This is a genomic window from Gilvimarinus sp. F26214L (genome assembly GCF_054401055.1).
Map to the genome: position 1 here is coordinate 100888 of NZ_JBTIYG010000011.1, position 14492 is coordinate 115379.

Here is a 14492-nt window from a genome sequence, read left to right on the forward strand (position 1 = left end):
TGGTGGTCAGGCTACTGCTCCGGCGGTTGGTCCTGTGACGGACCGGCTTGGGGCGGTTGCTGCCGAACCGGCTCCTGTACGTCGGGGCGATCCGGCTCAAACTGCGGCAGGTCGATACCCTCTTCCTGCTCACGGACCTGGCCGGCCTCGCTCAGAGTGACGAGGGATTCCGCCGAGAGGGTGCGGGTTTCGTAAAAATTTTCGTCGATGTCGCCAAACACATAGACCTGATCCCCCTGACGCACTTGTGTCCCTTCCTCGTCCAGAGGGTCGTAGCCCAGCTCGGAAAGATCCACCTGGATGGTGCTCCCCTCACTTTCAAGAGTAATCTCCCCGTCGCCCACTTCCTTCACTTGCCCGCGGGTCGAAAGAAAGGTGCCGCTCGAGCTACCGCTGCCATTCCCGGCGGCGTAGGCAGGGTTCTCGTCCACCAGGTAGTAGTAGGCGTATTCCGCATCCACGTAGATGTTGTCCGCTTCGATCTGCCGGCGCTCGAAGAGGCTGTCATCCACCGTTCCACTCACGGTTACCTCCTGCCCCTGCTTGAGGTGCTCACGGAGCTGATCGTCGCTCCAACTCCAGTCTGCGAGGGAGACGGTGATCTGCTCCTTGCCGTAATCCAGGGTGAATTGCTGCTGGCCCACTTCGGCCACGGTGCCCTTCAGGGTGATGGACGCTTCAGATTCGAAGCGATCAAGGGGCTGGTCCGACGGCATCCTCGGGTTCGGCTCGGATTGCTCGGTTTGCTGATCCGACCGGGCCCCGGCGTCCTGATCCGGCTGTTGAGCCAGAACAGGCAACGCAGCGAGCAGGGCGGCGGTCGTGGCAAGGCTGGCGAAAAACGGAGCCTTCGATCTGATAGTCATGGTTAATCCTCCAATGGTGACGCCCCTCATGGCTTGAGCAGTACCTTGATGGCCCCGTCCGTTTTATGCTGGAAGGCTTCGTAGGCTTTGGGGCCTTGCTCCAGCGGCCAGACGTGGGTGGCCAGATCGTCCAGGTTCAGTGGGTCCGCCTCATCATTTACGTAAGCCATCAACTCGGGAATCCAGCGTTTCACATTGGCCTGCCCCATGCGCAACTGAATCTGTTTATCGAAGAGTGTGAGCATGGGTAAGGGGTCCATCTGCCCGCCGTACACCCCGATCACCGAGATAGTGCCGCCCCGGCGCACGATGTCGATGGCCGAGAGCAGCGCGCTCAGCCGGTCGACGCCGGCGTGCTGCATCATTGGTTTGGCGAGCACGTCCGGGAGGAAGCCCGTCAATTGCTGGGCCAGTTTTCCCACGGGGGCGCCATGGGCCTCCATGCCCACTGCATCGATTACCGCGTCGGTACCACGCCCGTCAGTGAGTTCGCGAATGGAATCCCCGATCTCCTTGTGGTCCTTCAGGTTGAGCGTTTCGATGCTGTTGCGCCGCGCCATTTCCAGGCGCTCCGGCACCAGGTCCACCCCGAAGACCCGGGCGCCCTTGACCTGGGCGATGCGGGCGCTCATCTGGCCGATGGGCCCCAGGCCGAGGACCGTCACGGTCCCCCCTTCGGGAATATTGGCGTATTCAACCGCCTGCATGGCGGTGGGCAGGACGTCGGCAAGGTAAATGAAATGCTCGTCCGGTGGCCCCTCGGGAACCTTGATGGGTCCGAAGTGGGCCTGGGGCACTCGCAGGTATTCCGCCTGACCGCCCGGGACCTCGCCGTAAAGTTTGGAGTAGCCAAAGATGGCGGCACCGCAGCCGTATTCGTGCACCTGGGTGGTCTCACATTGGGAGTAGAGGTGTTGGTCGCACATGTAGCAGCTGCCACACGCAATGTTGAAGGGAATCACCACCCGGTCGCCGGCTTTCAGATTGGTCACGCCTGCGCCCACCTCTTCCACGATACCCATGGGCTCGTGTCCGAGAACGTCGCCCGCCTGCATGAAGGGCCCGAGAACCTCGTAAAGGTGCAAGTCGGAACCGCAGATCGCGGTGGTGGTTACGCGAATGATCGCGTCCGTATCCTCCTTGAGAATGGGATCGCGCACGTTTTCATAGCGAACGTCCCGCTTGCCATGCCAGGTGAGTGCTTTCATTCCTGAGCCTCCTGCTCTTGTTCCTGTCGTCCCTGTCCGTGCCCCGCTGGCACGAAGGGTGTGCGGTCGTTCCTGCAAGAATCCCACCCGTGCAAGATTCCCACCCGAACCGTGGAGGCTTTGCGCGGCACCGTCATTGCAAGCAGTTCGCCCCGTCGGTGTGGTTGTAGATTCGGAGTGAGTATGGCGCGGACGGACCTTCCCCGGGACAAGGCTTTCGACAGCACCCTGGCATTGCTGAACGAGGGCTACAATTTCATCCGTAACCGTTGCAGCCGCTACCAGACCGATGTTTTCGCGACCCGTCTGCTGATGCGTCCCGCAGTCTGCGCCATGGGGGAGGATGCGGCACGGATGTTCTACACCCCGGATCGCTTTACCCGCCAAGGCGCCATGCCGCCCACGATACTGGTGTCCCTGCAGGACCGCGGCAGCGTGCAACTCACCCAGGGAATGGACCACCGCCAGCGCAAGCACTTGTTCATGGGGCTCATGACGCCGGAAAGCATCGGGCGGCTGGACTTGCTGATGGAAGACGAATGGCGCCGCCGGCTTCCACTGTGGAGCGAATCACTGCAGGTGGAACTGCATCGGGAGTTTCAGGGCATCCTCTGCCGGGCCGCCTGCCGCTGGGTGGGCGTACCCTACAGCGAAGCCGAGGCGGAACGGCGGACCGAGGAATTCGCAGCCATGATCGACGGCGCCGGGGCCGCAGGCCCGAAAAACTGGCGCGGCCTGCTGCTGCGCCGGCGCACGGAAGCGTGGGCGCGAAAGCTGGTGGAAGATTTGCGGGGCCACCGGATGGATGCGCCGCCCGCCTCCGCGCTCTATCTGTTCAGCTGGTACCGAGAGAACGGCAAGCTGTTGAGCAGCAAAGTGGCGGCGGTGGAACTGCTCAATTTGCTGCGCCCGGTGGTGGCCGTGGCCCGCTACCTGACCTTTGCCGCCATGGCCCTGCACGAATATCCCCGCTGCCGGGAAGCCATCGAGTCAGGCGACGAAGTCTTCCTCCACCATTTTGTTCAGGAAGTGCGGCGTTTCTATCCCTTCTTCCCCTTTATTGCCGGGCGGGTCCAGCAGCCATTCCAGTGGCGCGGCCATCGCTTCGGCAAGGGAGATTGGGTGCTTCTGGACCTTTACGGAACCAACCACGACGAACGCAGCTGGGAACACCCGGAGCGCTTTATGCCCGAGCGCTTCAGAAGCTGGAATGGCAGTCCTTACAACTTTATTCCCCAGGGCGGCGGTGGCTTTGACGAAGGGCACCGCTGCCCCGGCGAATGGAGCACCATCGACCTGATAAAAACCGGTGTTCGCCTGCTGGTGAACGAAATGCAATACCACGTGCCGGATCAGGACCTGAGGCTCGACCTGAGCAGGATGCCGGCCCTGCCTGAGGCAGGCTTTGTGGTGGAACAGGTGAAGGTCCTCAACAGCGGTAATCGCAGTCGGGCCAAGGTCTGTCCATTTCCGGAGTACCGTCGGGTACGGCACTAGCAGACGTTTGAGGATTTACCCGCGGCCGTACCGGCGTTTGCGGTCCCCTTCACTCTCCGCCGCAAACTTTCCGGCAAAGCGGTGAGCCCCTTCTATACTGGTTACTCCATTTGCGAGTCTGCAAATCCAGAGGGTAACCGTGAGAAAGTTGTTTGCCATAGTCAGGCGTGAATTCCAGAAAAAGGCGTGGGACAGTGTTCTGCAACTGGTACTCGGGGGTGGGGCAATCTACCTTGTGACCATTATTGCCGGCCCCGGCTATGGCTGTGGCGCCGGTAATGCTCAGCTGATGGATAACGTGTTCACCTGTACGCGCGGGGAAATGGCGCTCATGTACAAGCTGCTCATGGTGGGAGGAATCGTACTGGCTTCCCTGTGCTGGGGCAGAGCCGCAAGTCTGTACGAAAAACGGCGCCGCCTGAGTTAGCCGCGCCCTACCGCAGCAACCGCCTGAGGCCCATCCAGGTGCCACTGGCAGTGCTCACAGTCACCCCCAGCATCAGAAACCACACCAGCAGGTCCCAGCCGGGACGCGCACGCAGCCAGGCTGGAAAGTCCAACCGGTGCAGACCCGCAAACAACCAGCGGTACACCTTCTGCGGTTGATCGAACCAGGCGACCAGCTCGCCGCTCTGCGCATCCAGGTAAACATGGGTCCTGGAATCATCCGCCAGAATCACCCGGTACACGGGGAGCCGTCCGTCGGAGTCATGGCCCTGGTAGTGATAGGCATCCTCTTCCGTCAACATTCCCGCTTCCGCGACGGAAGCACCCCCAGCCGCTGTGGCGGCGAGGCGTTTCCATTCGTCGGCACCCAGGGGCGCTTCCCGATGGGTGCGCCCCTCGTAGCGCACCGGCGCGCCCGTGCGTCGGTGGGCGAGATAATAGAGCTTCCCACCAAGGGCGTAGCCCTCCACCCGTACTGTGTCCTCGGGCAGCGGAGCCTCGGGAAGCTCCTGAAGAAACCGCTCCAGTTCCCCGCTGTACAGTGGCACGCCCTGGAGGCGCTGGCGGGCCCCGGCGCCGCCGCCGAAGTCGAAGACGCCCCATGGGTTCATGGAGACGAATCCGCTGGCCACCCAGGTCAGGATAAATACCCCGAAGAACAAGCCCGCGTAGTGATGCCAAAGCGCGATCCCCCGGTAGGGAGACTTGCGACCGCTGCGCCGGGTTCGGAACTGCACCACACCGATGTACAGGCCTACCAGTGTCAGGAAGGCGCCGCCCAGGGACAGCCAGATCACCACTGCGGACCAAAGATCATCGTGCTGCCGCAGCAGAGTGGGATAGAGCCAGTGGGGAACCGCTCCCAGCCAATTCCAGAACCGCTGGCTACCCTGGGTCAGCTGCATAACCTCGCCGGTCCGGCTGGAGATATACCATTCGCTGCGTTGCGGGTCCGTGGCGGCGAATTTGTAGAGCGGTCGTTCAGAATCGAAGTAAGCGCTTACCGTCCACTGATCCAGCTCTATCTCGCTCATGGACGCCAGATCGCCCTGGATGCCCCGGTTTCGCCCAAAGGCCTCCGCGGCGATTCGTGCCCGTTCGGGGCCCACAGTGTCCAGCACTTCGCCGCTGACCAGATCCAGCATCGGTTGCTGCCCGCCGGACGCCTGAATTCGCACCACCGGCCGATCGCCCAACATCTCCAGGGTAAAGCGATGCACGTCCACCAGTCTCAGGGAGGGGATTGCCGAGGTCTCGCAGCACGAACCCAGATCCAGGACCGGTAATCCGGTCACGGCGTCACGGTCATCAAAGCTGGGGTAGGGCACGTACATCATCACAAAGCCGGAGAGGCACCACATGAGCATGACGAGACCCAGGGCAATGCCCAGGTAGCGATGGGTGAGGAACAGGATTCGGCGCATAGAAGATCTGCAATCAGACGGACTTGAGCCCGGAGCATAACCGCGCGTCACCGTGCCGGCAAACCGCGAACCTGCGCTCACTTTGCTTCACAATTATTTACTGGGACTTGCCGCAAAACTCGTGGTAGCTTGAGTTGTCACTGCTGTGATGGTTAGCGGAATATACGAGACAGGCAGTAGGATCTCGTTAAATAAAATGACTCAATGATGCATCGACGTACAGGAGCACTTAGCATGTGGACTAAACCCGCTTACAACAAAATCCGACTGGGCTTCGAAATTACCATGTATTTCCAGCAGCGCTAGACGGATCGCCAGCGCGCTCCGGCGCGCAAGGCTCTCGAACGCCAGGTCTCCTGCGGAGCTGGCGTTCTGGATCCTTTGACGGAAACCTCTGAATAGGTTGGGCAAGCCTCACTTATTCAGAGGTTTCTGGTTTAGGGCCCCCGCGTTTCCCCACTTCTGCCGAAACTCACAGGTGAATGTCCATGTATGTGCACGTACTCGGTGCCGCCGCCGGCGGCGGCTTCCCGCAATGGAACTGCAACTGCCCGAACTGCCGCGGCCTGCGCGAAAACAGCATCAAGGCAACCGCGCGGACCCAGTCGTCCATTGCAGTGAGCCCCAACGGTGAGGACTGGGTGCTCTTCAACACCTCCCCGGATATTCTCGCCCAGCTTGCGGCGTTTCCCGCTTTGCAGCCCGCCCGGGCGGTACGGGATACGGGCATCAAGGCAATCGTCTTCTTCGACAGCCAGATCGACCACACCACGGGCCTGCTCATGCTGCGTGAAGGTTGCCCCCACCAGGTGTATTGCACCGACCCCGTCTACCAGGACCTGACCACCGGCTTTCCCATCTTTACCCTGCTGGAGCACTGGAACGGCGGCATCAATCGCCACCCGATTCCCCTTGAAGGAGAAGCCTTCAATATCGAGGGGGTCGAGGGCCTGAGCTTCACGGCGCTGCCCGTGGATGGCAAGGCACCCCCCTATTCACCGCACCGCCATGAAGCCCACCGGGGGGATAACATCGGCATGATGATTCGCGATAAACGCAGCGGCAAACAGGTGTTCTACGCTCCAGGGCTCGGCCACATCAGCGACAGCACTCGTGAGGCGATGCAGGCCGCCGACTGCCTGATGGTGGACGGCACCTTCTGGCGGGAAGACGAAATGGCCGTGGTCGGGCTTGGTAACAAAAAAGCGGCGGACATGGGCCACCTGCCCCAATCCGGCGCCGGCGGCATGCTGGAGGTGCTGGAGCCCCTGAAGGCACGGAAGATTTTGATTCACATCAATAACACCAACCCCATCCTCAACGAAAACTCGGAAGAACGCAGCATTGTCGAGGCACAAGGGGTCGAAGTGGCCTATGATGGAATGAACTTCGAGTTGTAGCCACGCGTTGTAGCCACAGGACGATAATGACTGAGTTGAACACGACCCGTTTTATCCTCAACCCCCGCTACCGGCTGCAGTGGGAGCCGGCGCAGAATTGCCAAGTGCTCCTGTACCCCGAGGGACTGATTCAGCTGAGCGAAAGCGCCGCGGAGATCATGCAGCGCTGCACCGCGGCCACAACACTGGCCGCCGTCACGGCGGAGTTGCAGAAGGAATTCCCGGACGCCGATCTGGCCGATGACGTGCGGGAATTCCTGCAGGATGCGCTTGAACAGCACTGGATTGTGCCCATCGATTGACAGGCCGACTACCTGCCCCCAGGTTGCCGGCCCCTCCAACAGGCAAGCCCATGTCCTCAGCCCAATTTTCAGACCACAGCTCGCTCCCGATTCCCATGTGGCTCCTGGCCGAGCTGACCTACGCCTGCCCACTCCAGTGCCCGTACTGCTCCAACCCCCTGCAGTTGCCCAGTTCGCGCAAGGAGGAGCTCTCCACCGAACAGTGGCTGGACGTCATGCGTCAGGCCAGGGCGCTTGGGGCAGTACAACTGGGATTTTCCGGCGGCGAACCGCTGGTGCGGCCCGACCTGGAGCACCTGATTCGTGAAGCCAACGATATGGGCTTCTACTGCAACCTGATCACCTCCGCGATCGGATTGGACGAGGCAAAGATTCGCGCCTTCAAGGAGGCGGGCCTGCGCCATATCCAGATCAGTTTTCAGGGCAGCGACGCCGAGTCCAATGCCCGCTTTGGTGGCACCGACAGCTTTGAACACAAACTCTCCATGGCCAAAAAAGTCGCGGAGCACAAACTGCCGCTCGGCCTGAATTTTGTTCTCCATCGACAGAACATCCACCAGGTGGAACCCTTTCTCGAACAGGCCCTCGCCCTGGGCGCCGAGTTCGTGGAGCTGGCCAACAGCCAGTACTACGGCTGGGCCCTGCACAATCGCGAGCAGTTGCTGCCGAGCCGGCAGCAGATCGAAGAGGCGGAGCGGGTCACCAATGAATTCCGGGCCCGGCATCCCAACGAGATGGACGTGTTCTTTGTAGCGCCCGACTACTACGACGACCGCCCGAAAAAATGCAGCAATGGCTGGGGCACCACCTTCATAACCGTGAACCCGAAAGGGGAAGTCCTGCCCTGCCAGAGCGCGCATGTGATCCCCGGCCTTGCCATACCCAGCGTGAAGACCAGCAGCCTCGCCGAGATCTGGCGCGACTCCGAGTTGTTCAATCGCTTTCGCGGTACGGAGTGGATGCGCGAGCCGTGCCGAAGCTGCCCGGAGCGCGAAATTGACCTCGGCGGCTGCCGATGCCAGGCCTTTCTGCTCACCGGCGATGCAGCCAACGCCGACCCGGTGTGCAGCCTCTCGCCCCAGCACCACGTGATCACCGATGCCGTAGCCGCCGCACAACAGGAAGGCAACGGCATTCAGCCGCTCGTGTTTCGCAACCCGCGGAACGGGAAGAAACTGCTCGAAGAATCCTGATCGACCCAAGGCAGAATAGAAGATGAACCAAACCCCACGAAGCCGCGACGAATTCGAACAGGCCCTGCGGGCAAAGGGCCGCCTGTATCATATCCACCACCCCTTCCAGGTGGCCATGAATACCGGCAAGAGCACGCAGAAGCAGATTCAGGGCTGGGTGGCCAATCGTTATTACTACCAAGTTTCCATTCCCATCAAGGACGCAGCCATTCTGGCCAATTGCACAGATCGGGAGGTGCGCCGGGAATGGATCCAACGCATTCTGGATCACGACGGCCGCAAGGGCGAAGAAGGGGGAATTGAAGCCTGGCTGCGCCTGGGGGAAGCGGTGGGGCTAAGCCGTGAGGAGATTACCTCCCAGCAACATGTGTTGCCCGGGGTGCGCTTTGCCTGTGATGCCTACGTAAACTTTGCCCGCCGCGCGAGCTGGCAGGAAGCGGCCTGCTCATCGCTGACCGAGCTGTTCGCGCCGGAAATCCACCAGAATCGGCTATCCACCTGGCCGGAACACTATCCCTGGATCGACGCGGAAGGTTACAGCTATTTTCGCGGCCGCCTGAGCGAGGCCAGGCGGGATGTGGAACACGGGCTCGCCATTACTCTGGACCACTTCAAGACACGCGAACAGCAGGACCATGCCCTGAACATTCTGCAATTCAAGCTGGACATTCTGTGGTCCATGCTCGACGCGATGCAGCTGGCCTACGTTTACAACGAGCCTCCGTTTCACAGCTGCCCCGATTCATAGAGTGTTGGGTTACGCTGCGCTAACCCAACCTACACACGGAACGCTGCACCGTAGGTTGGGTTAGGCCGCAGGCCGTAACCCAACATCGCTCAATCAAGGCTCCCGCACACAGCTCCGCAAACTCAGATCTTTGTTGGGTTACGCTGCGCTAACCCAACCTACACACGAGAACGGCACACCGTAGGTTGGGTTAGGCCGCAGGCCGTAACCCAACATCGCTCAATCAAGGCTCCCGCACGCGACTCCGCAAACTCAGAGCTTTGTAGGTTACGCTACGCTAACCCAACCTACATACCGAGCGCTGCAACCGTAGGTTGGGTTAGGCCGCAGGCCGTAACCCAACACCACACCATCAGGCCGCTGCCGAACGCTGCTCTGCAAAGGCTTCAATGGCCTTCTGGCAGAAGACCGGCAGGTCCCCCGGGTTGCGACTGGTAACCAAACCCTTGTCCACCACGCATTCCTCATCCACCCATTCCGCCCCCGCGTTGCGCAGGTCCGTCTTGAGGCTGGGCCAGGAGGTAATGCGTCGGCCCTTCACCACATCCGCTTCCACCAGCAACCACGGACCGTGGCAGATGGCCGCAACCGGTTTGCGCTGGCGGAAGAAATCGCTGGCGAGATTCACCGCCTTGTCCGACATGCGCAGCGCGTCCGGGTTGGCCACACCGCCCGGCAGCATCAGCGCATCGTAGTCGTCGGCCGAGACCTGATCCAGGGTTTTATCCACCGGAAACTTGTCCGCCTTGTCATGATGATTCATGCCCTGAATCTCGCCGTCCTTCAGCGAGACAATTTCGCACTGCGCGCCGGCGTCGCGCATGGCCTTCAGTGGCTGTTCCAGCTCGCTTTGCTCAAACCCGTCTGTGGCCAGAATGGCAATACGTTTTTGCGTGAGTCCATTGCTCATGGAACCCTCCTCGACAATTTACTGATGGATGTTGCCGAGGGAGGGTGCAGAATGTATACCAGCGTTAACCGAGAGAGGTCCCTTCCTCTTCTTCCTCTTCCTCCACGGGTTCCAGGCTCAGGCTCAGGCCGCCGAGGCTGGTTGCCTCCTGCTGCTCGTCTTCCTCTTCCTCAACCTCATTGTCCTGCTTACGAAGCTTGATGCGCAGGCGCAGGTTGTTGGGGGAGTCCGCGTTCTTCAGGGCTTCCTCCATGCTCACACGCCCTTCTTCGTAGAGTTTGAACAGCGCTCCGTCGAAGGTCTGCATTCCCAGGTTCTCGGATTTCTCCATGATCTCCTTGATACTGGCCAGGTCGCCTTTGAGGATCTTCTCCTTGATGGTCTTGGTCCCCAGCAGAATCTCCACAGCGGCGCAGCGCTTCCCGTCCACCGTGGGCACCAGACGCTGGGACACAAAGGCCTGCAGGTTCATGCCGAGATCCATCAGAAGCTGGCGGCGGCGCTCTTCCGGGAAGAAGTTGATAATGCGGTCCAGCGCCTGGTTGGCGTTGTTCGCGTGCAACGTCGAGATGGCCAGATGCCCCGTCTCCGCGAACGCCAGGGCGTGCTCCATGGTCTCGCGGTCGCGAATCTCCCCGATCAGAATCACATCCGGAGCCTGCCGCAGTGTGTTCTTGAGGGCCGCGTGCCAGTTACGGGTATCCACGCCAATCTCCCGCTGGTTGACGATGCACTTCTTGTGCTTGTGCACGTACTCCACCGGGTCCTCAATCGTAATGATGTGGCCACCGCTGTTGCTGTTGCGGTGATCGATCAGCGCCGCCAGAGAGGTGGACTTGCCCGAGCCCGTGCCGCCCACAAACAGGACCAGGCCCCGCTTGACCATGATCACATCCTTGAGGACCGGCGGCAGTTTCAGATCGTCGAAGTTGGGAATCTCCGTCTGAATATTGCGCGCAACGATGGATACCTCGTTGCGCTGCTTGAAAATATTGATCCGGAAGCGGCCCACCCGCGGAATGGACACAGCCAGGTTCATTTCCAGTTCCTGCTCAAATTCCTCCCGCTGCTCCGCATCCATGACCTCATTGGCGATGGCGGCGATGGCGCCAGGCGCCATGGGAGTTTTTTCCAGAGGCTTCAGCACCCCTTGAAATTTTGCGCAGGGCGGCGCCCCGGTGCTCAAATAAAGATCAGAACCATCGTGCTTGGCGAGAATTCGCAAGTAATCGGTAAAATCCATGTTGCTTTTTTACTGCTTGGGCCGGTGTACCAGGGGCGTACCGGGCGGTTGATGAGAATAAGCGAGATTGGTGCGTCAGGAAGTAAAGTACAAAGAAGGGAAGAATGCAAAATCAGGCGCCAAGTCTACCAAACGCCTACCTGTCACGCCTAATGTCAAAGTGGACGAAATCAGTCGGAGAGATAGTATTCGATCGTGGAAACCACCCGAACATTCTTGATGTGGGGGTTGTTCTTGTCACGGGGCGAAATGGAAAACTGACCCTGGGAGGCACGCTTGATCTTGCCGAGGCGGCTGTCCGAATCCATGGCAAACTTGGTCGCCACCTCCCGCGCGTTCCGGGTGGCCTCCTCGATCATGGCGGGTTTGATATCGTTCAGCCCGGTGTATACGTATTCCACCTGGCTGCGGTAGTCCTCGCTGTTCAGCACCAGACCCTGCTTGCCCAACTCCGACAGTTCGCTCATGATGGCCCGCGCCTGATCCACCCGCGAGGAGTACACGGTTACGGTCTGCGTGGCTGCGTAGCGGAACTCGGCCCCCTGGCTGCCGCCGTATTGTTGAGCGGACTTGTCGACGATTGAGGGTGATGAGAATGTAATTTCATTCTCTCGCATGCCCTTGTCCAGGAGAAAATCCCGGATATTCGCGCTGCCCCGCTCGATGGCCGAATAGAGCTCGTTCAGGTCGTTACCCGCCTCGGTGAACAGAATCGGCCAGATCACCACATCCGCCGGAACCTCCCGCTCCGCCAGCCCCTTCACCGTTACACTGCGCTCGTACTCCTTGACGGACTGCGCGGCCTCGCCGCCGAGGAAGCCGAGCAGGCCCGCCGCGACCACCAGGGAAACACCGACAATAAAGGAAGAAGGGCTGTTCATGGATTGGGATACCTCGCGCGCGTTCAACTGCAGGAGGAGGATACCAGATGTGTCGCTGGATATGGCATCACGCCCAGACCGGTGGGGGACGTATCGATAGCGTTCATCCCGGTCTTGCGGGGAGACCCTATTGGTGGAAGGCGCTGTATCGGTAATCGCGAATACCGGAGCGAAACGGTCGCTTCCGGTGGTGGTGCAAACGATCTTGTTCGTATCCCCTACAGCTACACCCATTTTAGGTGCTTATTCGTACAGTTCTAATGGAGCCTGGAAAGACCGAGGTCAAGCGATTACACCGACGGCATATCGCGCGTCTACCAAGCAGTTGATTTCCCGGAGAATATCCGGCTAATGTACTCACTTATAGAGGGATACACCGCCGTCCGCATTATTGCAATATCACCGACGGCGGCCTAATCACTGTTAGACGCCATCCATGATCATGAGAATAGGTGAACTTGCTAAAAGTGCAGGAGTTTCGGTCGAGACGGTTCGTTACTATCAGCGGCGGGGGCTTCTGGATATTCCGGAGCGCCCATACGGCGAGAACCGGCACTACTCGACGTCTCACCGTGATCGTCTGTATTTCATCAAGCGCGCTCAAGCGCTTGGGTTCACGCTGTCGGAAATTTCCTCCCTGCTTGAGCTTTCAGCATACGATTGCGCGGAGGTCGAGAGCGTAGCTAACCGGAAGTTGTTGCTGGTGCGTGAAAAATTGAATGATCTTGCCAAAATCGAAGCTGTCTTGGAGCAAGCCGTTGCCAGTTGCAAAGATCGCAAGCCTTATGAGGGATGCCCCATCATAGAGAGCCTGATCGAAGAAAAGAATTGACGCCGTACTTAGGTACGGGATTTACACTGACCGTGTCTTAATAGTCAAGGTCTCATGCCATGAAAGAATCCCTTCTAAGTTTTGGTGGTGTCGGAAGTAGTGTGTCAGCGGTAGCCGCTGCGGCTCCTTGCTGCCTTCCGTTTCTTGCTTCCGTTGCCAGCACAGTCGGTTTATCTGCTTTACTGCCTTACTCCGAGCACATTGCGTACATCGTGCAAATATTCGGCCTGCTGGCAGTTTTCGGCGCGTTTCTGTCATTTCGGAAACATGGCAAGTACGGGCCATTAGCCTTAACCGTAGTGTGCTTTGGTGCATTGGTGGTTGTTTACAACATTTCGCTACTGGGATGGCTACTGTACTCTGCGCTGGTTGGGCTGATGGTTGCTGCCATTTGGAACACTTTGGAAGCTAGGAGGTGTAATCAATGCGTAGCACAGGCATAGTGCTTCAATCGGAAATCACATGCCCCCACTGTGGTCATCAAAAAACAGAAACCATGCCAACTGACGCATGCCAATATTTCTATGACTGCGAGTCCTGCAAAAGGGTCCTAAAACCAAATGCGGGAGATTGTTGTGTTTTTTGTAGCTTTGGTACGATTAAATGCCCTCCAATACAGGAAGGCAAGTGTTGCGAGTAATGGCATCTAACAATTGCATGGAGTGGGACGCACTTTTCGCTACGCCCTTCGGGCTCCGCTACAACTGCGCCCCTCATGCAAGGCGTTAATTGCACAAGGTCGGCCTATGAAGCGCGATATGGATTTAGTAAGAAAGATCCTTATAGCTATGCATGACGACGTGCATGGGTATCAAACTCGTCAGCTCGAAATTGAAGGCTATAGCTCAGAGGCCATTGGCTATCACTGCTATCTGCTCGACCAGGCCGGTTTAATCGAAGCAATCGACGTCTCGAAGGAAGCGCACGGTAGTCCCCACGCCCTTCCTATGAACCTTACCTGGGCCGGACATGAGTTTATCGAGAACGCCTACCACGAAACTGTCTGGAGGCAAGCGCGTGAGGTTGTCGGTAAGCTCGGTGAGGTGTCGTTCTCTATTTGGTCCCAGGTGCTCACAGTCATCGTCATGAAGCAGTTGGGGATAGGCAATTAACAAACGCAGGCAGCACGACGCTGAAAAGCGCGCGTCTGCTGCGAGCGTTAAATGTACAAGCAGATGACCGACATTGACCTAAAGTCCGTAACAATAATGGTCTCTGTATGCTCCCTGGTTGGTGGGGGCATCCAGTACTTCACGGGCTTTTACTGGCTAACAGCAGCGTTGCTGGTTATGGTCGCTGTTTTGGTCAATGGCCTCATCATATTCAATGAGGATCTTGATGAGAAAGGGTTCGATCATCAAGAGGGGATAACTGATACGCCTGAAGCTAAAGCTGGGCAAAGTAGAGCAAACAAAGTTCAAGTGGCAATAATTGTTTTGCTTATTATAGGTGCGGCATGGACATACATTTAACAAATAAGGATATGTTGCGCTTGCCGCAACATATCTGATTGTTGAACGAGCCCGGTGGTCCTTATTAAG

At 58.9% G+C, this 14492-nt stretch carries 18 protein-coding genes; 12 read left to right on the plus strand and 6 right to left on the minus strand.

Annotated elements, in window-relative coordinates:
• Positions 1-11: 11 nt before the first annotated feature.
• Both ACURWW_RS13120 and ACURWW_RS13125 read right to left on the minus strand, forming a co-directional pair.
• Positions 12-866: an OB-fold nucleic acid binding domain-containing protein gene (locus tag ACURWW_RS13120; RefSeq protein WP_445617467.1), complete on the minus strand. Its 855-nt coding sequence runs from the start codon at positions 864-866 to the stop codon at positions 12-14.
• 26 nt (positions 867-892) lie between these two features.
• Complete coding sequence (locus ACURWW_RS13125) at positions 893-2074, minus strand: zinc-dependent alcohol dehydrogenase (RefSeq protein ID WP_445617466.1); 1182 nt, start codon at positions 2072-2074, stop codon at positions 893-895.
• Between the two features lie 183 nt (positions 2075-2257).
• Here ACURWW_RS13125 and ACURWW_RS13130 point away from each other — a divergent pair, with 183 nt between their 5' ends.
• Both ACURWW_RS13130 and ACURWW_RS13135 read left to right on the plus strand, forming a co-directional pair.
• On the plus strand, positions 2258-3571 hold the full coding sequence (locus ACURWW_RS13130) for a cytochrome P450 (protein ID WP_445617465.1): 1314 nt from the start codon (positions 2258-2260) through the stop codon (positions 3569-3571).
• A 139-nt stretch (positions 3572-3710) separates the two neighbouring features.
• Entirely contained in the window at positions 3711-3998 is a 288-nt protein-coding gene (locus ACURWW_RS13135) for a hypothetical protein (protein WP_445617464.1), read from the plus strand.
• A 7-nt stretch (positions 3999-4005) separates the two neighbouring features.
• On the opposite strand, the gene ACURWW_RS13140 is transcribed toward ACURWW_RS13135, so the two are convergent.
• Positions 4006-5442, minus strand: a complete 1437-nt coding sequence (locus ACURWW_RS13140) for a hypothetical protein (RefSeq protein WP_445617463.1) — start codon at positions 5440-5442, stop codon at positions 4006-4008.
• Positions 5443-5676: 234 nt separating this feature from the next.
• Here ACURWW_RS13140 and pqqA point away from each other — a divergent pair, with 234 nt between their 5' ends.
• From pqqA to pqqC, 5 genes are all read left to right on the plus strand, one after another.
• Positions 5677-5748, plus strand: coding sequence for a pyrroloquinoline quinone precursor peptide PqqA (gene pqqA / locus ACURWW_RS13145; protein ID WP_458618499.1), 72 nt, complete (start codon positions 5677-5679; stop codon positions 5746-5748).
• A gap of 182 nt (positions 5749-5930) precedes the next feature.
• A complete protein-coding gene (gene pqqB / locus ACURWW_RS13150; RefSeq protein ID WP_445617461.1) occupies positions 5931-6842 on the plus strand; it encodes a pyrroloquinoline quinone biosynthesis protein PqqB in 912 nt (303 codons plus the stop codon).
• 26 nt (positions 6843-6868) lie between these two features.
• Positions 6869-7144 (plus strand): pyrroloquinoline quinone biosynthesis peptide chaperone PqqD, encoded by a 276-nt coding sequence (pqqD, locus tag ACURWW_RS13155; protein ID WP_445617460.1) that lies wholly within the window; start codon positions 6869-6871, stop codon positions 7142-7144.
• A gap of 50 nt (positions 7145-7194) precedes the next feature.
• Positions 7195-8337 carry a pyrroloquinoline quinone biosynthesis protein PqqE gene (gene pqqE / locus ACURWW_RS13160; protein ID WP_445617459.1) on the plus strand — a complete coding sequence of 381 codons (1143 nt, stop codon included), beginning with the start codon at positions 7195-7197 and terminating at the stop codon, positions 8335-8337.
• Between the two features lie 22 nt (positions 8338-8359).
• Positions 8360-9085 carry a pyrroloquinoline-quinone synthase PqqC gene (gene pqqC, locus ACURWW_RS13165; RefSeq protein WP_445617458.1) on the plus strand — a complete coding sequence of 242 codons (726 nt, stop codon included), beginning with the start codon at positions 8360-8362 and terminating at the stop codon, positions 9083-9085.
• A 352-nt stretch (positions 9086-9437) separates the two neighbouring features.
• Here pqqC and ACURWW_RS13170 read toward each other — a convergent pair whose 3' ends face one another.
• The 3 genes from ACURWW_RS13170 to ACURWW_RS13180 all read right to left on the minus strand — a co-directional run bounded on the left by ACURWW_RS13170 (position 9438) and on the right by ACURWW_RS13180 (position 12119).
• On the minus strand, positions 9438-9995 hold the full coding sequence (locus ACURWW_RS13170; RefSeq protein WP_445617457.1) for a type 1 glutamine amidotransferase domain-containing protein: 558 nt from the start codon (positions 9993-9995) through the stop codon (positions 9438-9440).
• Between the two features lie 64 nt (positions 9996-10059).
• The gene (locus tag ACURWW_RS13175; protein ID WP_445617456.1) at positions 10060-11238 is read right to left on the minus strand and encodes a PilT/PilU family type 4a pilus ATPase; all 1179 of its coding nucleotides are present in this window, start codon (positions 11236-11238) and stop codon (positions 10060-10062) included.
• A 170-nt stretch (positions 11239-11408) separates the two neighbouring features.
• Positions 11409-12119: an SIMPL domain-containing protein gene (locus ACURWW_RS13180; RefSeq protein ID WP_445617455.1), complete on the minus strand. Its 711-nt coding sequence runs from the start codon at positions 12117-12119 to the stop codon at positions 11409-11411.
• Positions 12120-12555: 436 nt separating this feature from the next.
• Here ACURWW_RS13180 and ACURWW_RS13185 point away from each other — a divergent pair, with 436 nt between their 5' ends.
• From ACURWW_RS13185 to ACURWW_RS13205, 5 genes are all read left to right on the plus strand, one after another.
• Positions 12556-12951 (plus strand): MerR family transcriptional regulator, encoded by a 396-nt coding sequence (locus ACURWW_RS13185; protein WP_035525842.1) that lies wholly within the window; start codon positions 12556-12558, stop codon positions 12949-12951.
• A 59-nt stretch (positions 12952-13010) separates the two neighbouring features.
• The gene (locus ACURWW_RS13190; protein WP_103685823.1) at positions 13011-13394 is read left to right on the plus strand and encodes a MerC family mercury resistance protein; all 384 of its coding nucleotides are present in this window, start codon (positions 13011-13013) and stop codon (positions 13392-13394) included.
• Positions 13376-13591: a GDCCVxC domain-containing (seleno)protein gene (locus ACURWW_RS13195; RefSeq protein ID WP_084638734.1), complete on the plus strand. Its 216-nt coding sequence runs from the start codon at positions 13376-13378 to the stop codon at positions 13589-13591. The genes ACURWW_RS13190 and ACURWW_RS13195 overlap by 19 nt, the downstream gene beginning before the upstream one ends.
• Before the next feature lie 118 nt (positions 13592-13709).
• The gene (locus ACURWW_RS13200; protein WP_458618497.1) at positions 13710-14063 is read left to right on the plus strand and encodes a DUF2513 domain-containing protein; all 354 of its coding nucleotides are present in this window, start codon (positions 13710-13712) and stop codon (positions 14061-14063) included.
• 51 nt (positions 14064-14114) lie between these two features.
• Entirely contained in the window at positions 14115-14423 is a 309-nt protein-coding gene (locus tag ACURWW_RS13205) for a hypothetical protein (protein WP_458618498.1), read from the plus strand.
• The last annotated feature ends 69 nt before the right edge of the window (positions 14424-14492 follow it).